This window comes from Flavobacterium sp. (assembly GCF_027531905.1).
In the GTDB taxonomy this organism is placed as follows: domain Bacteria; phylum Bacteroidota; class Bacteroidia; order Flavobacteriales; family Flavobacteriaceae; genus Flavobacterium.
Genome location: NZ_JAPZSU010000027.1, coordinates 1 through 20,244 on the forward strand (window position 1 = coordinate 1; position 20,244 = coordinate 20,244).

Here is a 20,244-nt window from a genome sequence, read left to right on the forward strand (position 1 = left end):
TTCCCGTTTGGCTTGATGTAGGATTTTATTTTCCCTTAATGCTTCCGGATTCTTTTTTTTGTAGTCATAATTTACGAATTTTAAGTATCTTCGTAAGATACTAAATCATTTGCTTGGTGCTACCGAAGGTTTAGTTCAACAGCTATTTCAATACATAAGGTGAGCTTAAAACTATTACTCGCCGATATGTCTATCCTAAATAATCATAACAAAAAATGGCTTGATTAAAATTTTAATGGTAAATCAAGAAAGCATTGGTCTGCAAAAATCAAAATAAGTACAAAACTTTACTTCTCAATAATTTAAAAAAAACCTTGCACGTGCAGGCTTCCCATTTCTAGCACAAGACTCTAAAAGTTATGATCTATAACACCGATGGAGTGTACTATTTCAATTTGCTTCTATAAGTAAAAACAATAATAAACTCAGTAATGTGCCGTTTTTCACTATATACAAAAATATGGTACTAGGCATTAATTTATTAAACAGAAAAACGAGTTAGGATTGAATCATTACAATCTTCCCCTATGCTTAAATTACTTCTACAAAACACAAGATCAATCTCTTAAATCTACAAGCAATGGTGTTTTGGTAGTATTAGGATCAATATATAATTCATATATAGCAACTAGTAGCACCTCTATTTTCATAAATTTTTCATTATAATGGAACAAGTGCTGTAATGCTTCTGTTGTTGTTTTTATAAAGTCGGGTCTATCCATTTCAACAACTTTTTGAACAATCAGTAATCGAATTACTTCTTGAACCTTTTCATTATAGGACAATTGCAACTGAAAGGCTTCTGCTTGTTGCGTAAAAAAGGCAATTTGATCCAAATTATAATGTTGTTCTCCAACAATAAATGATTTTGTTTCCCTAGATTTTAACTCTAAAAAAAAGTCTCCATCCATATCAACCCATCTACCTAAATCTCCGATAGCATATCGAAAAACGGGAAACCTTTTGCGAAAAGTATTGGTGACCGCGATAATCCCGTATCCATTAGCATCAGGATCAATAATCTCTACTACAATACCTTTGATAACTGAGAACAAGGAAGGTCTTTTAGTAACATCCGACCAAGCCCAAATTCCAGTCTCGGCAGAACCGTACATAGAATAAACTTGTTCGTAGCCTAATTTTTTTCTTAGAAGCTTTTGCTGGCTTGGTCTTAAAAATTCACCCGCATAAAGCAAATTTTTAATTTGAAGCTGTATCTTTTTTTCTTCTAAAAACTTGGCAAAACACAACAATTTAGAAGGTGTTCCCAGAATAAAATTCGGATTGAAATAGTTAGTAGCTTGTAGCATATCATCATAACTTGCATGAGCACTTAATGACAATGTTGTTGCATTACATTTTTCTAAAATGTCATCCATAATTGCTGCTGTTCGATACATATCAGAATAACCAAAAATATTTAGCGCAACTGTTTTAGAGGTAAAAAAATTATTTTTGACTAACTCTTTTACCATCGCAATTCGCTGATCTTGATTTTCTTGAATATCTACTGGAAAAACCAAAGGCTCCTGAGTACTTCCGCCCGATCGTACCAAATATACTCCTGTATTTTGATCGTGAAGTTTAAATTTTGTTTTTAAAATTGACATTAATTCTTTTTTACTCAACATCGGCGCATCAGCAACATTGTAAATTTCTTTATATAATTCGTCATATAAAGAATTGTTTCGGACTACTTCAAAATAATCTCGCAACACTGAATCGTATTTTTTTGGAACTAAATCAACTACATGCATAGTTTATCGTTTTATGAATTTTCTTCTTTTGAAATAGTAATAGTTTTTAAGTAAGACCGGGGCATGATGAAAAACAAATAACCCTTTTTGCCGCCAAGACGGCAATCGTTCCATCGCGTGTTCTAACCATCGCTGCGACAACATTCCCATAAGATGTTGATCGTACCGATTGGAGCTCTTTTGATACCGTTTTATCGAAATAGGAATTTCTAAATCTCTCCAATTAATATAACTAGTTCGAGACAAGCTTCCTTCTACCTCTCTTACTTCAATGCAGGCTTTATTTAGTAATCCTACATATATGGGCTCTGTCATATTCTTCAAAACGCGATACCAAAAATCAATCCCTTCATTTAAAGAAACTCCAGCCTCATAACGAAGTTCATGTAGATATTTTCTACGTATAACAACGTTACTGCCAACCCCCATAATAAAATCTGGTGAACTAACAGTATGCAAAATATTAGGTATTACATACAAATGATTTGAAAGAAATTGCATTTCCTTTGCAAAGGATTTAATATTTGGTAAATAATAATTAGATGGATTCAATAAAATACCTAGAACTACTACATCCAAATTTCCCTCTTCCATAATAGCACCTACTTCCCTTATGCAAGTGGGAGTATAACAATCGTCAGCATCTAAAAAACTTATAAGTTCTCCGGTGGCTAGTTGAATTCCTATATTTCTGGCATTTCCAGGACCCGTGTTTTCATCTAATTCTACAATTTGAATTGCAGTTTGCAAAAATTGTGGTGCAAAAAAAGACAGCGCTTCTTTCAAGCAAATGAGACTTAGATCATTACTACAATCATCTACAACAATAATTTGAGATGGTTTTTTTTCCTGAAAAGCTAATGAACGAATAGTATCATAGATATACTTTTCTTTGTTGTAAAGAGGTATAATTACAGTATGTTTCATAACTATACTATTACTCTACTAATGGATAAATCAATGCTCTTCCCTGATGTACATTTACAATCGATTCATCTGAACCACGAAACAAACCTGCTCCATAGGTTTTATTGTCTTTACATAACAACATTCCGACCAAATGGATTCGGCGATGGTTTTCGGTATCGATAAATTCTTTCTGCTCTACAAAATGCTGAATCAAAAAATTACTCCAATTCTCTCTTACAATAGTCTCCCATTCTTTAATAGTACAATCATTTTTAACGTACGCACCAATGCCTCTGCCTCCGCTATTTAATTTTAAAATTAGATTTTGTTCTCCATGAATGAAGGAATCACAAGCATCAGCATCGGTAATGACAAAACTCGGAATAAGATATTTTCGTAAAAAAGCATACTCTTCTTCATCCAAATAATCATTCATAATTTGTGCATCATACATTACTGCCAATACTCTTTTATCATGAATTAAAATCAGGGTTCGGATATCGTTGAAATATAAGTTTTGCTGAACCAACTTATTCAAAACTTTTTTCTTTATTTTTTTTAATTCTTCGCGATCCATTTCTAAAATAAAGTGCAAAATAGGTTCGCCATTTACACAAATGAAATCATTAAGAACAGTTAAATCCTGAGGTTTAACAGAAATTAATTGAATTTGAAACTTGGCTAATTCCTTTTGAAGAAGAAAAATTTCGGTTCCTTTTTCATCATCATGAACAAAAGCGACCTTCCCACTAGGAGCAAATTGATTCCGTAAATCATTAATTATGTTTTTTATACATTTAGGGGTAACCTTTTGTACTATTCCACTAGAATTAAGCCGATCATTTATCAATTTCAAATAATAGCTAATCATCCAGCCGTTTAAGGGATATCGTGCACCAATCTCACAAATTTTTATTTGATCGTGGATATCATATAAAAAATCAGGGCGATAAAAACCCTGATCATATATTTCGCTATTACTTTTTCTTAAAATATTTTCAAGTTCTTCATCGAGCTGATAGTATTTACGAATTCTACTATCTTCAAAATAATTTAAAACAATTGCTCTACAAGTTTTGTTTAAAATGGCACACAATCGATTCATCTCTTGATAGTATTCTGAAGATAGCATCACTGAAGAATTAGCAAAAGAATGACTATTTAGTCCAGAATCATTTTGATAATATTCAGAAAACAACTCGTTCCATTTTTTCTGTTTATCCGCTTGATTTTGCAGTAACTGAATTTTAGGCATAATGAGTTGGGATTTCGTTTCTTTCTTAGTAATAGCCATAAGTACTATTAAATTAATAACTAAGTTCTTCTAGCTCCATTACATCTTCCATTACGGCAGATTTTTTATCTAAATAGTCTTTAATAATTGGCTCTAAATCATAAGATTCTATATCAATATTCATGGCCTGTGCATAATAAAAAACTGCACTAACCGCAAAAAAGAAATGGTTTTTCTCTGTTGGGCCACAATGTACACTGATCCATGCCAATGTTTTTTCGCACGCTTCCTCTGAGTAATTATAATCATTAATTAACCATGATTTAAATTTTGGAAGTATCAACTCTACCTCACCATGAGTATAAATCTCATGAATCAATGTGGTCAATAACGCAATCATTATATCTTTATTTCGCAAGGAATTTTGATCTTTCCATGCTTTGAAATCACAAGCACTTTGATTTAAATACTTGCGTGAAAGCCAATCATCATCAGAACAAATAGTTGTGGCCATGGTATAAAACATCTGAGAATGTAAAATTCGACCTACTACGGCTAAATCTTCATCTACAATTCTGTTTAAGCTTGTAATTGAAAGTAAAAGCGCTTTTTCGTCTACAATTGGTTGATTTTTATGCACCAGCATCGTCATTCGATTACTAATCCCTGCCACTGTCATCGCACTATTATTTGTTTGACTCCAACTATGAAAAAAACGTTGCAATCGTTCTTTATCCTGAACTTTAGACGTTAATTGATTGAAGCTTTTTTCAATTTTTGAAAATGATTCTTGTTGATTGGGCAAGAATTTTAATAATTGATCCTTTAAATAAGATGCTTCCATTCCTTGAAGAACCGGAAGAATGATTGAACTCAAATTTGTCATAACTATTTATGTTTAATGGTTAGCATTTTTAACTTAATCGTACTTTTTGTAAATCTTTCTTTAGTAAAAAAATCAATAATTCTTTGTCGGAAAAGCGTTCATTTTTATTTATAGTAAACCTAGTTTTTAACAACCGTTCATTAATATAAAATGTCACAAATACATTAATTTTTGGCATAAAACGAAAAATCTTTGCTACGATAAATACCTAATAAAAAACAAAAGCACACCGGTTTTCGTGTGCATTTAAACTTCTTTTTCTTACAATATAACTTGAGTTTTTAATTTTGTTTTCACAAAACGTCTTTTAAGCCTATATACAAGTGCTTTTATCCAAATTTTTTTATGGTGATAGGTAAAGATTATTTTATGACGTACTTTTTGTTCTATAACAAAAAGTCAAGAAAGAGTAAAAAAAGTCGTAAAATCAACTCACCAAAAATGAAGATTACCTAATATTGAGAAAAAAGAAGTGTTATCCACCAAAAAATTGGAATAGCCTCCACCCAAAACAAAGTATAATAATGTGAACGTTTTTCATTGGCAAAAGCCAAAAAAAAGGCCGTTATTAGAATAAAAAAAAGAGAAAGCAAGCTAAAGTTCCCAGTCCAAAAATCCAACGCTAGAAAAAAAATCAACAAACCAAAACCTAGCTTCTTAGTTCGTTCCAGTCCTATGTGTTGTGGAACGGTTTGCAATAAGGGATCATCGTTTTTTAAATCGACAATTTCAAAAATCAGGATGAGCACAAACACCATAATAAACCGTTGCAAACCATAAAGAAGAACAAAACCATCTAATGAAAAATCCCCTTCTAAAGCAGGCAAAAAGACAGTAGTCAGAGTCCAACACAAAGACACGATATAAATTTTAATTCCTTTCCAATTCCTTGCATTACTCCGATTAGGAAAAAATGGCAAAGCATACAACAGAGTGAGTAAAACGATAAAAAAAACGCCTAATTGCGTCCGGAATTGCAACTGAAAAAAAAAGTAAAGTAATCCCAAAAAAACAACAGCACTAAACCCAACGATTACTTTTAATTCTCTTCGAATAGCATTTTTTTTCCTCCTAATTAAAGACTCATATTTAACAAAGTCATAAGCAAAAATTGTCCCTAAAAAAACAAATAGCGACAAAGAAAAAGAAGAAGAAAAAAATAACTGTTGTTGAGTAATTAATAACAAGGCCAAACAAGACAAGCCCACGTGGATACTGCTATTGATGTAAAAACGAAATAATTGCCTGAAAATCTTCATTAAACAAAATTAATCAATTGTAAAAAAATCACGGCTTTAGTTGAAAATTCAATAAAAAATACTAACCAAAATAGGCTCTGAATTACTAATAATACTTATTTTTGCACCACAAAAAAACAACACCTACTATTTTAATTCAAAAAACGTCTCGATGATTTTGTAATCAAAAGTAATCCAAAACATTACACCACAGACCAATTTGTTTTAGAATATAAAAAAAACACTATTTAGTACAAATGAGAACAGATGCTTTTGCTTTAAGACACATTGGTCCAAGAGAGAATGACCTTCAACACATGTTGAAAACCATTGGAGTTGATTCTATAGAACGACTCGTTTATGAAACCCTTCCAGATGACATTCGTCTAAAAGCACCACTGCAATTGGATCCCGCAATGACAGAATATGAATTTGCGAATCACATTCAAGAATTAGGCAATAAAAATAAAGTTTTTCAATCCTATATTGGTTTAGGCTACCATCAAGCGATTGTTCCTGCTGTTATTCAAAGAAATATTTTTGAAAACCCAGGATGGTACACCGCCTACACGCCTTACCAAGCCGAAATCGCACAAGGTCGTTTAGAAGCGATTTTGAATTTCCAAACTATGGTTATTGAATTAACTGGAATGGAAATCGCCAATGCCTCACTTCTTGACGAAGGTACAGCAGCGGCTGAGGCTATGGCTTTACTTTTTGATGTAAGAACTCGCGATCAAAAGAAAAACAATACCAACAAATTCTTCGTTTCTGAAGAAATTTTACCACAGACGTTATCGGTTTTGCAAACACGTTCTACGCCAATCGGAATCGAATTGGTAGTTGGTAACCACGAAACTTTTGAATTTTCAGAAGAGTTCTTCGGTGCGATGTTGCAATATCCAGGTAAATTCGGTCAAGTATACGACTATTCACAATTTATTTCAAAAGCTGCAGCAAACGAGATCAAAGTAGCCGTTGCGGCTGATATCTTGAGTTTAACAAAATTGACTCCTCCAGGCGAAATGGGAGCAGCTGTAGTAATTGGTACTACACAACGTTTCGGAATTCCATTAGGATATGGTGGACCTCACGCTGCGTATTTCGCAACAAAAGAAGAATACAAACGTTCTATGCCAGGAAGAATCATTGGAGTAACTGTTGACTCCAATGGAAACCGTGCATTACGTATGGCGTTACAAACACGTGAACAGCACATCAAACGAGATAAAGCTACCTCAAATATCTGTACAGCACAAGTATTATTGTCTGTAATGGCAGGTATGTATGCCGTTTACCATGGACCTAAAGGCTTGCGCTACATCGCTAATAAAGTACATGCCGTGGCAGCAACAACTGCTAACGAATTGACTAAATTAGGCTACGAGCAAACCAATAGCGCATTCTTCGACACTATCGTAGTGAAAGCAGATTCTCAAAAAATTAAAGCAGTAGCAGAGCAAAACCAAATCAACTTTTTCTACATCGACGAAGCAACAGTTTCTATTGCATTCAACGAAACCACTAGCATCGAAGACGTAGCCAAAATTATTAGCATTTTCGCTGCCGCAAAAGGAACTCAAACTCCTGAAATTACTGAATTAACAGTAACCAATCATTTCCCAGAAGAATTGAACAGAACATCTTCGTTTTTACAACACGATGTTTTCAATAAATACCATTCTGAATCAGCAATGATGCGTTACATCAAAATGCTTGAGCGTAAAGATTTATCATTGAACCATTCGATGATTTCCTTAGGTTCTTGTACAATGAAATTGAACGCAGCTTCTGAAATGTTGCCACTTAGCAACCCACAATGGAACAACATACATCCTTTTGCTCCACTAGATCAAGCACAAGGATACCAAGAAATGTTGCGCAAATTAGAACAACAATTAAATATAATCACTGGATTTGCTGGTACTACTTTGCAACCTAACTCTGGAGCACAAGGAGAATATGCAGGATTAATGGTGATTCGCGCCTACCACCAATCTCGTGGAGATCACCACAGAAATATTGCTTTGATTCCATCTTCAGCTCACGGAACCAACCCAGCTTCTGCTGCTATGGCAGGTATGAAAGTAGTGGTAACCAAAACTCTAGAAAACGGAAACATTGACGTAGAAGATTTACGTGAAAAAGCGATGCTACACAAAGACAACCTTTCTTGTTTGATGGTAACTTATCCATCTACTCACGGGGTATTCGAAAGTGCAATTCAAGAAATCACCAAAATCATTCACGATAACGGTGGTCAAGTATATATGGACGGAGCAAACATGAACGCTCAAGTAGGCTTAACCAATCCTGCTACTATTGGAGCAGATGTTTGTCACTTGAACTTACACAAAACCTTCGCTATTCCTCACGGTGGTGGTGGACCAGGTGTTGGACCAATTTGTGTGGCGCCTCAATTGGTTCCATTTTTACCAACAAACCCAGTAATTCCAACTGGAGGAGAAAATGCAATTACCGCTATTTCTGCTGCTCCATGGGGATCTGCTTTAGTTTGCCTAATTTCTTATGGATACATTTCTATGTTAGGTGCTGAGGGATTAAAATCAGCTACTGAACACGCTATTTTAAATGCCAACTACATCAAAGAAAAATTGAACGGTCACTATGACACGCTATATTCTGGTGAAATGGGTCGTGCAGCACACGAAATGATTTTGGAATGTCGTCCTTTCAAACAAAAAGGAATCGAAGTAACTGATATCGCTAAACGTTTAATGGATTATGGTTTCCATGCTCCAACTGTTTCTTTCCCAGTAGCAGGTACTTTAATGATCGAACCAACCGAAAGTGAAAACTTAGAAGAATTAGATCGTTTCTGTGACGCTATGATTTCCATCCGAAAAGAAATCGAAGCAGCAACTATCGAGGACAGTAATAATGTATTGAAAAATTCACCGCATACTTTAGCGATGCTAACAGCTGAAACTTGGGATTTCCCATACAGCAGAGAACAAGCAGCTTTCCCATTGGATTATATCGCTGAAAACAAATTCTGGCCTACTGTTCGCAGAGCAGATGACGCTTACGGAGATAGAAACCTAGTTTGTAGCTGTGCTCCTATTGAAGCATATATAGAAAGTTAAGAATTACAATTTTACAACTATAAAGCCCGACATCATTTTATTTGTCGGGCTTTTCTTTTTTTAAATAAAAATAGTACCTAAAATCAAAAAAACTTGAAACCTCCAATTTCAATCGATTGAAATTTTAAAAAAAGGCAAAATTCATTAAAAAATAAACAATAATTCAACAAAAAAAATGTTATTTGATAATTATATGCATGCATAGTAAATTTTATTGCTCGAATTATTTTTTAATGTTTAATTTAGCTTTAATTATACTAAAATACCCTGATGAAAATACAAATAACCGGAATTGGAAGCTACATTCCTACCCTCAAAATCCATAACACCGACTTCGATAAACACGTGTTTTTAAACGAAGATGGATCTGCTTTTGCGTATCCAAATGATGTAGTTATTGATAAATTCAAAGGAATCACAGGCATCGAAAAACGTCGTTATGCAGAAGATCATTTAAACTCCTCAGACTTGGCTTATTTTGCTTCGCAAAAAGCAATTGAAGACGCAAAAATAGATCCAGAAACCATTGATTACATTATCTACGCACACAATTTCGGGGATGTAAATCACGGGACTATTCAGGCAGATACTTTACCCAGTTTAGCAACCAGAGTAAAAAATAAATTACAAATCAAGAATCCAAAATGTGTGGCTTACGACATTCTTTTTGGTTGTCCAGGATGGATTGAGGGCGTATTGCAAGCCAATGCCTTTATTACTTCTGGAATGGCCAAACGTTGTTTAGTTATTGGAGCCGAAACCTTATCAAGAGTAGTAGATGCGCACGATAGAGACTCCATGATTTATGCCGACGGGGCTGGTGCTGCAATTATCGAAGGCTCAGATTCTGAAACAGGTATGCTCTCATACAAAAGCGGTACGTTTGCCATAGACGAAGCCAATTATCTGTTTTTCGGAAAATCATACAACCAAGATTTGAACCCCAACACGCGCTACATCAAAATGTATGGCCGTAAAATATACGAATTTGCTTTAAGCAAAGTTCCAGCCGCCATGAAAAGTTGTCTAGATAAAAGTGGTATTGAGATTGGTCAAGTCAAAAAAATATTGATTCATCAAGCCAATGAAAAAATGGATGAGGCCATCATTCATCGCTTCTACAAATTGTACGGACAAACGCCCCCAAAAGGAATAATGCCGATGTGCATCAACGAACTTGGAAACAGCAGCGTGGCCACCGTTCCAACTTTATACGACTTATTGACGAAAGGACAAATCGAAAACCACGAAATTCACAAAGGAGATGTCATCATGTTTGCCTCCGTAGGCGCCGGTATGAATGTCAACGCCTTTGTATATCGCTACTAGTAGTGATTAGTAACTAGTCCTAGGCCCCAATGTCATTAAGTCTAAGGATCAATCAATAATTTAATTGCTGATTTTTGATTAACGGTTTTTGATTTCTGAGGTGTAAACCATTAAAAAAACTAGTCTTCTTTATTTATTAGCAAAAAATCTAAAATCAAGAATCGTTAATCTACAATCTAAAATCTCTTAACTAAATAACATCGTTCCTAAGCCCTTAGCTCAAATTGTGATATTCACTAATCACTAAAGACTATTCAAATAATAAGAAGCCAATCCAGCTATCCACTACAAGTCCTCGCCCTGGAGTTTATTTTTACAAGGCACCTCAAGAGCTTCTTTTAGTCGCTTTGAGGCACCAGCAAAAATTAAACCCCAGAGCTGTGGGCTTTTCGCTTTTATCTGGGCTATACAATACCTTCAAAACACATATAATTTGTATATTTGCGCCTTGTTTCCAAAAGGTCAACACCCATAACTATGTACGAAAAAACATTTCCCAATAAACGATTCAAGCATACTTTAGAATTTTTACAAAAACACATCACTACCCAAGAAACCATTTTTGATTTAGGAGTTCCTAACCCTTTCTCAAAAATTATGGAAGAAAATGGATATACTGTAAAAAACACCACTGGCGAAGATTTAGACAACAATCAGAACGCCTTACAATCTGAAGACTATACGGTTTTTACCGCCTTCGAAATCTTTGAACATTTATTGAATCCTTATACTGTTTTACAAAATGTAAAATGCGACAAATTAATGATTTCAATCCCTCTTCGTTTATGGTTTTCACCCGCTTATCGCAGCAATACCGACATGTGGGATAGACACTACCACGAATTTGAAGATTGGCAATTGGATTGGTTGCTAGAAAAAACAGGATGGAAAATTATCGCAAGAGAAAAAGTTACACATCCCGTAAAAAAAATAGGATTCCGTCCGCTATTGCGTTTTTTCACACCAAGATATTACATTGTTTACGCTGAACGAGCCTAAAAACAAATCACAAAAATGAAATTCCAATTTCCAATTTTGGACTCATCCAATCATTTGGAATTTGGAATTTTAAAATTTTGGAATTTTATTTTTTATGAAATACTACATCGTCATACCGTCTTATAACGAAGAAGCTTTAATTGGTTTGGCACTGCAATCACTGATTTCGCAAACGGTTTTGCCTTCAAAAATTGTAGTAGTCAATGACAATTCAACAGATAGAACTGCTGAAGTTGTATTGGAATTTGCTAAAAACAATCCATACATAAGTTTGGTCAACAAATCATCAGAAAATATCCATCTACCGGGTAGTAAAGTCATTCAAGCTTTTGAAAAAGGATTCGAAACCTTGGACGACAACTATGATTTGATTGTAAAAATTGATGCCGATTTAATCTTTCCTTCCAATTATTTCGAAACCATTATTAAACATTTCCAATCCGATGAGCGAATTGGAATGGTGGGTGGATTTTGTTACATCGAAAAAAATGGGGAGTGGATACTCGAAAACTTAACTGACAAAGACCATATTCGAGGTGCGCTAAAAGCCTATCGAAAAGAGACTTTCCAACAAATTGGTGGGCTAAAACCTGCTATGGGTTGGGATACTGTAGACGAGTTGTTGTGCAAGTTTTACAATTGGAAAGTGGTCACCGACGAAAGTTTGCATGTAAAACACCTCAAACCAACTGGCGCAAGCTACAACAAAGCCGCTCGATACAAACAAGGAGAAGCTTTTTACAGCTTGGGTTATGGATTTACCATCACGGCTATTTCATCATTAAAATTGGCCATGCGAAAAGGAAAACCCCTTTTATTTATTGATTACATAATGGGTTTTTGGAAAGCAAAATCATCCGGAAAACCATTATTTGTAACAGCAGAGCAAGCTAAATTTTTTAGAAACTACCGCTGGAAAAAAATGAAAGAAAAACTGTTTTAACAAACAGTTGAAAACTAATTACTACTTTTGGAACTATTTTACAACCTATGATGCTCATTCGCTACATCTCACAAATCGGGAAATACTTCTTGATGCTCAAAGAAATCTTCACGAAACAAACCAAATGGTCTGTGATGAAGAATCTAATTTTTAAAGAAATCGATGACCTCATCATTAACTCGATGGGAATTGTTTGTTTCATTTCATTTTTCGTTGGCGGTGTAGTTTCTATCCAAACGGCTTTAAACTTAACCAATCCATTAATTCCTAGATATTTAATTGGCTTTGCCACTAGACAATCCGTGATTTTAGAATTTGCCCCAACTTTTATATCCGTAATTATGGCTGGTAAAATGGGTTCGTTTATCACCTCAAGTATCGGCACTATGCGCGTAACAGAACAAATAGATGCTTTGGAGGTAATGGGAGTAAATTCATTAAATTATCTTGTGTTTCCTAAAATTATTGCCCTACTGATGTATCCGTTTTTAATTGGTATCAGTATGTTTTTGGGCATTTTTGGCGGATGGATGGCTGCCGTATATGGTGGTTTTACCTCAAGTGAATCGTTTATTACGGGATTACAGCTAGAGTTTATTCCCTTTCATATCACTTATGCATTTATTAAAACCATCATTTTTGCTATGCTTTTAGCCACCATTCCATCTTTTCATGGCTATTATATGAAAGGCGGTGCCTTAGAAGTAGGTAAAGCCAGTACCGTTTCTTTTGTTTGGACCTCGGTATGCATTATTACTTCGAACTATATTTTAACGCAATTATTACTTGGCTCATGATAGCAATTAAAAACATAGAAAAATCATTTGGCGGTAGTAAAGTTTTAAAAGGAGTATCTTGTCTTTTTGAAGCTGGAAAAACCAACTTAATCATAGGTCAGAGTGGATCTGGAAAAACGGTTTTATTAAAAAGTCTTTTAGGAATCCATTCTCCCGAACAAGGAACAATTTCTTTTGACGGAAGAATCTACTCTGAATTATTACCCGCAGAAAAAAGAGAACTTCGAACAGAAATTGGTATGGTATTTCAAGGAAGTGCCTTATTCGACTCCATGACTGTAGCCGAAAACGTGGGGTTTCCGCTTCAAATGTTTACCCAAAATAGCCCTTCAGAGATTAAAGATCGCGTTGATTTTGTTTTAAAACGAGTAAATTTGATTGACGCACACAAAAAATTACCTTCGGAAATATCTGGTGGAATGCAAAAAAGGGTGGCTATTGCTCGTGCCATAGTGAATAACCCAAAATATTTGTTTTGTGACGAACCCAACTCTGGTTTGGATCCAAACACTTCAACTATTATTGATAATTTGATTAAAGAAATCACTGAAGAATACAACATTACTACTGTTATCAATACTCACGACATGAACTCTGTGATGGAAATAGGAGAAAATATCCTATTCCTAAAAAACGGAATCAAAGAATGGCAAGGTACGAAAGAAGAAATTTTCAGAACCGACAACAAAGCCATTGTGGATTTTGTTTACTCTTCTAATTTATTCAAAAAAGTAAGAGAAGCTTATTTAAGAGGTTAATTTTGAAGACCAAAAAGGATTTCAACCTTTAACCTCAAAAAACATAAGCCAATAGAAAAAGTCCCTAGACTTTATGTGTTTTTAAAAATCCCACGGGTTTTTCCGTAAATACTTTTAGCATCATTGGCTTTTATAAAATATAAAAAAAGCTACAAAATAAACCTCTTTGGTTACTTTGTAGCTTTTTGTTTTACTCAAAAAAACCTATTCTTTTACCTACATACTACTAAATTTCGTAAAAATATCACTCCAAACGTCTTTAACTTCTTAGTTCTAAAAAACCATTGAACGATGTAGTGCTGTACTGTCAGCTGTTTTCATTTTAAGAAAAAAAGTTCCTTGTCCGCAAACAAGAAACTTTGTACTACAATAGAAGCACAGCTTATTATACTTCCAATTGTTTCATAGCTGTAGCCCAGTCTTCCAAATGATGCACTGACGTTAGCTTACCATCAATGACTGTGTGAAAATCTATAGACATAATATTGAATGTTTTTGTTCCGTCAGTAGGAATCCCCATAAAATCACCATTTGGCGTACCGCTTGCCATACAACGGACTACATATTTATTACCATCGTTGGCGATGTCTTGTGGTTCCCATTTTAAGTCAGGAATTAATTTCCAAAAGAATTCAACTAGCGCAATCAAAGCAGGTTTCCCTTTGCTATCTACTGAACCATATGAAACAAAATCATCGGCTAAAACCTCTGTCAATACAGCAGTTGGAGTGGTTTCGGTGTTTACGGTTAAAGCTTTTTTGTAAAAGGCTGTTAACGCTTCTCTATTTTTGTCCATTTTTTTAAAAATTTTAAACGATTAATAAGAGAACAAAGATGAAGCGAATTGACTTTTTGAACAATGGACAAATCAGCCTTTGTATGGTACTTTTGGGATAGTTACTTTTTGAGATGCCTTTCCCTAAACTCTACTGGTGTAGTTTCTGTATTTTTTTTTTAAAATAGCGCACAAAATAAGCAGGGTCGTCAAAACCTAATTCCTGCCCGATTTCTTTGATGGATAAATTGGAATGAACCAAAAGGCGTTTAATTTCTAAAAGCACTCTGTCGTTAATGATTTCTTTAGGCGATTTACCCAAAACTTTAGCAGTTGCTTGACCTAAACGCTTTTCAGAAAGGCACATTAATTTAGCGTATTCATTTACGCCTTTCAATTTGTGGAAGTTGCTCTCCAATACATCCCGAAAAAGCAACGTATAATCCAAGATCAGCACCTTTTTTCAATTCTGTAAAACCTTGCTTGCGTTTTTCCCTTTCGGCAAGAAGCAAAAAATTATGAAGTAGATTTTTTATCAAAATATGATTTGAATTGTCTACAGGTAAACTCAATTCTTCTGTAATACTTTGACAAATGCTAGTGTATTTTTCAAAATCACTTTTACTTAAATTAATCGATGGCTTGTCAGCAAGGTCATTGAATAATATGTTGCTTCTTAAAAATTTAGTATCATTTTCAGTGGTACAAAAAAAATCTTCAGTAAATATCAAAACTTGTCCTTGATAATCCAGTAATTTGTCAAATTGATGCACACGATCTTTGTCAATAAACAGCAAAGTATAGGGTTCAATTTTGACTGGAGTAAAATCAACATAATGCGTTAGTTGGCAGTTGTCAAATTAAAAAATGTGGTAAAAAGATGTCCGATGAGGCGTTACTAAATGGCCTTTATTTAAAGCTGTCAACGTATACAATGGAAGAACTTCTAATTGTAAATAAGCGTTACGTTTAAATTTAAGTTTCTTTATTTTGTCAGCCATTTTTTATTTCAAAACACAAAGATACGTTTTTGTTTACAGGTAGTAGTTAATTGAATTATTGTAGCATTAAGTTCAACATATTGATACCATTAGCTATGCACTAAATTAGTCATTCTTTGAACTTGATCCCTTTTGAACTTGATCCAATAAATTTCTCATTTAGAACAAAAAAAACTCCTTAATTGCTTAAGGAGTTTCTTGGTGGGCGATGAGGGGTTCGAACCCCCGACCCCCTCGGTGTAAACGAGGTGCTCTGAACCAGCTGAGCTAATCGCCCTATTTTACTAGGTTGCTATCGTTTGTGATTGCGAGTGCAAATATACAACCCTTTTTGGGATGTGCAAGCAAAAATGAAAAAAAATTACAAAATTTCTGCAACCACAAAAGTACTTCCGCCTACATAAACAAAGTCAGTAGGGGCAGCATTTCTCAATGCTTCTGCGTAGGCTTCTGAAACAGAAGAATATACTTCTCCATTTAGACCAAAAATCTGCGCTTCGGTTTGAAGTGTGGTTGCTTCTAAGCCACGTGGAATATTGGGCTTGCAGAAATAATAAATTGCATTTTTTGGAAACAAAGGCAATACTTCTTTCAAATCTTTGTCATTAACTACTCCCAAAATGAGATGCAATTGGTCAAATTTCTCTTTTTGAATTTGACGCATCACGATTTCAAGTCCATTTTTGTTGTGAGCTGTGTCGGCAATTACTTTGGGGTGCTCTTTCAACTGTTGCCAACGGCCTTGGAGTCCTGTGTTTTTTATTACGTTGGCCATTCCCGTTTGGAGTTGTTTTGGCGAAACCACTATTGTTTTGTTTTCGTTCAAAACGGCTATGGTCTGCATAACGGTTTTCTTGTTGTGTACTTGGTAATCGCCTAATAAGTCTGAGGGATAAGTACTCGAAATCAAATCCGAGGCCAAATGAATTTCAGCAAAACAACTTTTGGCTTTGTTAATAAAAACAGGCAAGGTTTCTGGAGTGTATTCGCCAATCACTACCGGAATGCTTGGTTTTATGATGCCGGCTTTTTCACCAGCAATTGCCGCTAGTGTATCGCCAAGAAATTGAGTGTGGTCCAATCCTATATTGGTTATGATTGAAACTAAAGGCGTAATAATATTGGTAGCATCCAATCGGCCACCCATTCCTACTTCTATGATAGCGATGTCGACTTGTTCTTTTACAAAATAATCAAAAGCCAAACCTACGGTCATTTCGAAGAAACTCATATCCTGTGCTTCAAAAAACGAACGGTGTTGGTTCACAAAAGCACAAACAAAGGCCTCTGGAATTTCTTCCCAAGCTTGTTCAGGAGTTGCATTCGAGATAATTTTGATGCGCTCTCTAAAATCGGTGAGATGTGGTGAGGTGTACAAACCAACTTTTAGCCCTGCTTCTTTGAGAACAGAGGCAAGCAGATGAGAAGTAGAACCTTTGCCATTAGTGCCTGCTACGTGTATGCATCGTAATTTTTGCTCGGGATGTCCCAAGTATTCGGCTAACAAATGTACGTTGGTCAAATCTTTTTTATAAGCCGATGCGCCTTGTAATTGATACATTGGCAACTGATTGTAGAGCCAGTGAAGGGTTTCTTGATAATTCATTTTTTGAGCAAAAAGAAGGGTTTAAAATAATTTTCATTTTTTTTAGTTTAATACTAGAACGAAAAGTATCTTTAGTGCAAAATTGAAATATTTTTTAGAATTAATTCGTAAAAATCAAGAATAAAATATGTTTACTTTACTCTCTCTACAAGCCGACTCACTTACTGCTGCGACTTCTACTGCTGTTATTGAAAATGTTGCTCCAAATACTGAAATCTCAGTATTGGAATTTATTTTGAAAGGTGGGTTTTTCTTAATTCCGATTGCCATTTTGTTACTCTATACGTTTTATGTGATTGCTGAGCGCTATTTATACATAGACAAAGCTTCAAAAATAGACGATCGTTTGTTGCGGGATGTGGGAGAGCAATTGCAATCCGGAAATATTGAATTGGCTAGAGCCATCGTAGAACGTTCTACCAATGCTTCAAGCACAATTATAAAAGAAGGAATTTTGGTAATTGGTCGTCCAATCGCAGAGATTGAATCGAATATGGATCGCGCTGCCGATATCGAAATTGGCCAAATGGAAAAGCATTTAGGCCATTTAGGATTAATTGCAGGTATTGCTCCAACACTAGGATTTATCGGAACCATTTCAGGGGTAATCAAGATTTTTTACAGCATTTCGGTTACAGAAAACATCAGTATCGGAAATATTTCTGGTGGATTGTACGAGAAAATGATTAGTAGTGGTGCTGGATTAATTGTTGGAATCATCGCCTACAGTGCCTACCATTTGCTGAACGGAAAGATTGATAATTTTGCGCTAAAAGTGCAAAAACAGATTCTAGAATTCGTTAATATTATTCAAAGAGCATAGTTATGGCGATCAAAAGAAAAAGAAGATTTCACGCCGAAGTAGCGACCTCTTCGCTTAGCGATATTATGTTTTTCTTATTGTTGTTTTTCCTAATCATCTCCACATTGGCCAATCCAAATGTGATTAAAATGACTTTGCCCAAAGCCAAGTCCAACGAAAAAACAAATAAGCAATACATTAGCCTTTCGGTTACCGAAGACAAAAAGTTCTACCTCGATAAACAACCCGTTGCTTTCGAAGACCTAGAAACCACCTTGATGGGAAAAATTAGCGGAGAAAAAGACCAAACGGTCATCGTCCGCATTCCATTCAACCTACAAGTGCAAGATTTAGTAGACGTCCTTCAAATAGGCGTCAAAAATAACCTAAAGTTTGTCATAGCCACCAGTCCAAAATAAGAATAATTTGGGCGTGACCCCATAAAAGCAAAGGGGCGAATAGCATAGGTGTTATTCGCCCCTTTGCTTTTCTGCGGTCGGGCTATCCGCGCTACTTCGGTAGCAAGCTTCTATCCCTCACGCACAATGTCATTAAGCTAAAAAAAAACGCCTTTTGGTTTTGTCATTCCGACAGAGGAGGAATCGCATAGGTTGTTCACATTATGTGATTCTTCGTTCCTCAGAATGACACAAAAAACGCTTAATTTAATTACATTGCCCTCATTTATTTTAACTAGTCAATTAGTTGCATGCATTTTTTTTATAACAAAAATTAAAAGAACTGCCTTCAGTTATTTTTTTTCTGTTGTTTGGATTTCCTGCAAGGTTTTTTTTCAGACCTTGTAGGTATACTATTGATAGGAATACCTACAAGGTCTGAAAAAAAACCTTGCAGGAACGAGTTATGCTCAACGGCTTAATTCAAATTGAAATTATAAACAATCTTGCCGACTTGTTTTTCAGGAGCATTGCTGCTAGCGTCCCATTTGGTGTTCATCGCTGCAATTTTGGCTTGGTCCAGAAGACATTTGGCCGTGTTGGTGGTTCCTTTACTTCCGGCAATGGCGCTTATGGTGTTGCCGTTACGGTCTACAGCTACTTCTACGACTACTTTGCCTACTTCGTTGCAAGTGTATTTTGGGACTGGTTTTGAGATAGCTCTGCGATTGCCTAGAGAATAGCCTGCGCCTCCACCAGAGCCGCCGCCGCTTCCTGCGCCATAACCACTTCCGGTGCCAATGCCATTTCCGGTTCCGTTGCCGCCGCCTGTTCCGCCACCAGAACCTCCAGAGCCATAATAATCTTTGGCACTCAAACTTCCGTTGGCTTTTCCTTTGTTGCCCGCTACTTTATCGTCGCCATCGCCTCCTTTGTTGGAACCTTTTAGGATACTCGATAAGGCATCGTTGGTAGCATTGGAAACTTTTGGTTTTTCGGCAACGGGTTTTGTCGTTTCTTTTGGGGTAGGCGTGGTGTTTTTTACTTTCTCCTTTTTAGGAATAACTACGCTTTCTTCTGTAGCCGTTTCTTGTGATAAGATGGCTTCGTCTGGAGTTGCCGATGTGGGGGTAACTTTGGTTTGGTTTTTTACGTCCAAAACCTCGCTTTGGTAATCGGCACCCTGTCCCATTTCGCTATCGCCAAAGTTGACCGTAAGGCCACCGCCACCACCGCCAGCAAGTGCTGTAAAAGAATCGGGGTTGTAGGGAGGCCAAAAGCGGATAAAAAATAAAATCAACAGCAGTATTCCGTAGATTACTAGGGAAAAGGCGATGGCTTTTTTCTTATCTGAGGTAACTGGGGATTGCATTATGGTTTTGAATTTTAAGTATGGGTTAAAAACGCTGAAAAGTACTAAAAATTGTCAAGAAATGCGTCGGGTTGTATTGAAAATGATGACAAAAATTGACCTTGTTGCTCTCTAGCCCCGATGGCAGTCTACCGTCTGGACACATCTTTTGATAGGCCACAGATGACACGGATTGAACGGATTTAAACCAATAAATTTGTTGTCTTTTAAAAAAATGTGTAGAAAAAACATAAGTTTTATAAATAATATTTTAAAATACAACCAAAAATCAGTGATAATCTGCCTAATCTGCGTGCCATTTTAACATAAAAATATTTGTGTCCAGACGGTAGG

At 35.6% G+C, this 20,244-nt stretch carries 18 protein-coding genes and 1 tRNA gene; 8 read left to right on the forward strand and 11 right to left on the reverse strand.

Translation table 11 applies throughout. The features are described from left to right. Positions 1-557: 557 nt before the first annotated feature. From O9307_RS08345 to O9307_RS08365, 5 genes are all read right to left on the reverse strand, one after another. Positions 558-1,757 carry a hypothetical protein gene (locus O9307_RS08345; RefSeq protein ID WP_298297644.1) on the reverse strand — a complete coding sequence of 400 codons (1,200 nt, stop codon included), beginning with the start codon at positions 1,755-1,757 and terminating at the stop codon, positions 558-560. A 3-nt stretch (positions 1,758-1,760) separates the two neighbouring features. Continuing rightward, complete coding sequence (locus tag O9307_RS08350) at positions 1,761-2,684, reverse strand: glycosyltransferase family 2 protein (protein WP_298297647.1); 924 nt, start codon at positions 2,682-2,684, stop codon at positions 1,761-1,763. Between the two features lie 10 nt (positions 2,685-2,694). Next, positions 2,695-3,960, reverse strand: coding sequence for a hypothetical protein (locus O9307_RS08355; RefSeq protein WP_298297650.1), 1,266 nt, complete (start codon positions 3,958-3,960; stop codon positions 2,695-2,697). Positions 3,961-3,973: 13 nt separating this feature from the next. Next, complete coding sequence (locus O9307_RS08360; protein WP_298297653.1) at positions 3,974-4,786, reverse strand: hypothetical protein; 813 nt, start codon at positions 4,784-4,786, stop codon at positions 3,974-3,976. Between the two features lie 452 nt (positions 4,787-5,238). Continuing rightward, on the reverse strand, positions 5,239-6,045 hold the full coding sequence (locus O9307_RS08365) for a hypothetical protein (protein WP_298297656.1): 807 nt from the start codon (positions 6,043-6,045) through the stop codon (positions 5,239-5,241). Positions 6,046-6,281: 236 nt separating this feature from the next. Between O9307_RS08365 and gcvP the strand changes: the two genes are divergently transcribed. The 6 genes from gcvP to O9307_RS08395 all read left to right on the forward strand — a co-directional run bounded on the left by gcvP (position 6,282) and on the right by O9307_RS08395 (position 13,957). Further along, positions 6,282-9,131: an aminomethyl-transferring glycine dehydrogenase gene (gene gcvP, locus O9307_RS08370; protein WP_298297659.1), complete on the forward strand. Its 2,850-nt coding sequence runs from the start codon at positions 6,282-6,284 to the stop codon at positions 9,129-9,131. A 270-nt stretch (positions 9,132-9,401) separates the two neighbouring features. Then, the gene (locus O9307_RS08375; protein WP_298297662.1) at positions 9,402-10,460 is read left to right on the forward strand and encodes a ketoacyl-ACP synthase III; all 1,059 of its coding nucleotides are present in this window, start codon (positions 9,402-9,404) and stop codon (positions 10,458-10,460) included. A gap of 477 nt (positions 10,461-10,937) precedes the next feature. Then, complete coding sequence (locus O9307_RS08380) at positions 10,938-11,459, forward strand: methyltransferase (protein WP_298297665.1); 522 nt, start codon at positions 10,938-10,940, stop codon at positions 11,457-11,459. Positions 11,460-11,553: 94 nt separating this feature from the next. Next, entirely contained in the window at positions 11,554-12,402 is an 849-nt protein-coding gene (locus O9307_RS08385; RefSeq protein WP_298297668.1) for a glycosyltransferase family 2 protein, read from the forward strand. A gap of 47 nt (positions 12,403-12,449) precedes the next feature. After that, positions 12,450-13,199, forward strand: coding sequence for an ABC transporter permease (locus O9307_RS08390; protein ID WP_064716235.1), 750 nt, complete (start codon positions 12,450-12,452; stop codon positions 13,197-13,199). Next, a complete protein-coding gene (locus O9307_RS08395; protein WP_298297672.1) occupies positions 13,196-13,957 on the forward strand; it encodes an ATP-binding cassette domain-containing protein in 762 nt (253 codons plus the stop codon). The genes O9307_RS08390 and O9307_RS08395 overlap by 4 nt, the downstream gene beginning before the upstream one ends. A gap of 385 nt (positions 13,958-14,342) precedes the next feature. Here the strand turns inward: O9307_RS08395 and O9307_RS08400 are convergent, their stop codons facing one another. From O9307_RS08400 to O9307_RS08420, 5 genes are all read right to left on the reverse strand, one after another. Next, positions 14,343-14,753, reverse strand: a complete 411-nt coding sequence (locus O9307_RS08400) for an ester cyclase (protein ID WP_298297675.1) — start codon at positions 14,751-14,753, stop codon at positions 14,343-14,345. Positions 14,754-14,883: 130 nt separating this feature from the next. After that, entirely contained in the window at positions 14,884-15,129 is a 246-nt protein-coding gene (locus O9307_RS08405) for a helix-turn-helix domain-containing protein (RefSeq protein ID WP_298297678.1), read from the reverse strand. Continuing rightward, positions 15,113-15,529, reverse strand: a complete 417-nt coding sequence (locus O9307_RS08410) for a hypothetical protein (protein WP_298297680.1) — start codon at positions 15,527-15,529, stop codon at positions 15,113-15,115. The genes O9307_RS08405 and O9307_RS08410 overlap by 17 nt, the downstream gene beginning before the upstream one ends. A gap of 403 nt (positions 15,530-15,932) precedes the next feature. Next, positions 15,933-16,010, reverse strand: a tRNA-Val gene (locus O9307_RS08415). Positions 16,011-16,094: 84 nt separating this feature from the next. Then, a complete protein-coding gene (locus tag O9307_RS08420; RefSeq protein ID WP_298297683.1) occupies positions 16,095-17,339 on the reverse strand; it encodes a folylpolyglutamate synthase/dihydrofolate synthase family protein in 1,245 nt (414 codons plus the stop codon). Between the two features lie 127 nt (positions 17,340-17,466). On the opposite strand from O9307_RS08420, the gene O9307_RS08425 reads away from it, so the two are divergent. Together O9307_RS08425 and O9307_RS08430 are read left to right on the forward strand one after the other, a co-directional pair. Beyond that, a complete protein-coding gene (locus tag O9307_RS08425) occupies positions 17,467-18,162 on the forward strand; it encodes a MotA/TolQ/ExbB proton channel family protein (protein ID WP_298297686.1) in 696 nt (231 codons plus the stop codon). A gap of 2 nt (positions 18,163-18,164) precedes the next feature. Then, on the forward strand, positions 18,165-18,560 hold the full coding sequence (locus O9307_RS08430; protein WP_298297689.1) for a biopolymer transporter ExbD: 396 nt from the start codon (positions 18,165-18,167) through the stop codon (positions 18,558-18,560). Positions 18,561-19,017: 457 nt separating this feature from the next. Here O9307_RS08430 and O9307_RS08435 read toward each other — a convergent pair whose 3' ends face one another. After that, positions 19,018-19,911: an energy transducer TonB gene (locus tag O9307_RS08435; protein ID WP_298297692.1), complete on the reverse strand. Its 894-nt coding sequence runs from the start codon at positions 19,909-19,911 to the stop codon at positions 19,018-19,020. Positions 19,912-20,244 lie beyond the last annotated feature (333 nt).

Excerpts from the sequence above, each read along its gene's own strand:
- O9307_RS08345 (WP_298297644.1), bottom strand. The coding sequence starts at position 1,757 with ATGCATGTAGTTGATTTAGTTCCAAAAAAATACGATTCAGTGTTGCGA.
- O9307_RS08350 (WP_298297647.1), bottom strand. The coding sequence starts at position 2,684 with ATGAAACATACTGTAATTATACCTCTTTACAACAAAGAAAAGTATATC.
- O9307_RS08355 (WP_298297650.1), bottom strand. The coding sequence starts at position 3,960 with ATGGCTATTACTAAGAAAGAAACGAAATCCCAACTCATTATGCCTAAA.
- O9307_RS08360 (WP_298297653.1), bottom strand. The coding sequence starts at position 4,786 with ATGACAAATTTGAGTTCAATCATTCTTCCGGTTCTTCAAGGAATGGAA.
- O9307_RS08365 (WP_298297656.1), bottom strand. The coding sequence starts at position 6,045 with ATGAAGATTTTCAGGCAATTATTTCGTTTTTACATCAATAGCAGTATC.
- gcvP (WP_298297659.1), top strand. The coding sequence starts at position 6,282 with ATGAGAACAGATGCTTTTGCTTTAAGACACATTGGTCCAAGAGAGAAT.
- O9307_RS08375 (WP_298297662.1), top strand. The coding sequence starts at position 9,402 with ATGAAAATACAAATAACCGGAATTGGAAGCTACATTCCTACCCTCAAA.
- O9307_RS08380 (WP_298297665.1), top strand. The coding sequence starts at position 10,938 with ATGTACGAAAAAACATTTCCCAATAAACGATTCAAGCATACTTTAGAA.
- O9307_RS08385 (WP_298297668.1), top strand. The coding sequence starts at position 11,554 with ATGAAATACTACATCGTCATACCGTCTTATAACGAAGAAGCTTTAATT.
- O9307_RS08390 (WP_064716235.1), top strand. The coding sequence starts at position 12,450 with ATGATGCTCATTCGCTACATCTCACAAATCGGGAAATACTTCTTGATG.
- O9307_RS08395 (WP_298297672.1), top strand. The coding sequence starts at position 13,196 with ATGATAGCAATTAAAAACATAGAAAAATCATTTGGCGGTAGTAAAGTT.
- O9307_RS08400 (WP_298297675.1), bottom strand. The coding sequence starts at position 14,753 with ATGGACAAAAATAGAGAAGCGTTAACAGCCTTTTACAAAAAAGCTTTA.
- O9307_RS08420 (WP_298297683.1), bottom strand. The coding sequence starts at position 17,339 with ATGAATTATCAAGAAACCCTTCACTGGCTCTACAATCAGTTGCCAATG.
- O9307_RS08425 (WP_298297686.1), top strand. The coding sequence starts at position 17,467 with ATGTTTACTTTACTCTCTCTACAAGCCGACTCACTTACTGCTGCGACT.
- O9307_RS08430 (WP_298297689.1), top strand. The coding sequence starts at position 18,165 with ATGGCGATCAAAAGAAAAAGAAGATTTCACGCCGAAGTAGCGACCTCT.
- O9307_RS08435 (WP_298297692.1), bottom strand. The coding sequence starts at position 19,911 with ATGCAATCCCCAGTTACCTCAGATAAGAAAAAAGCCATCGCCTTTTCC.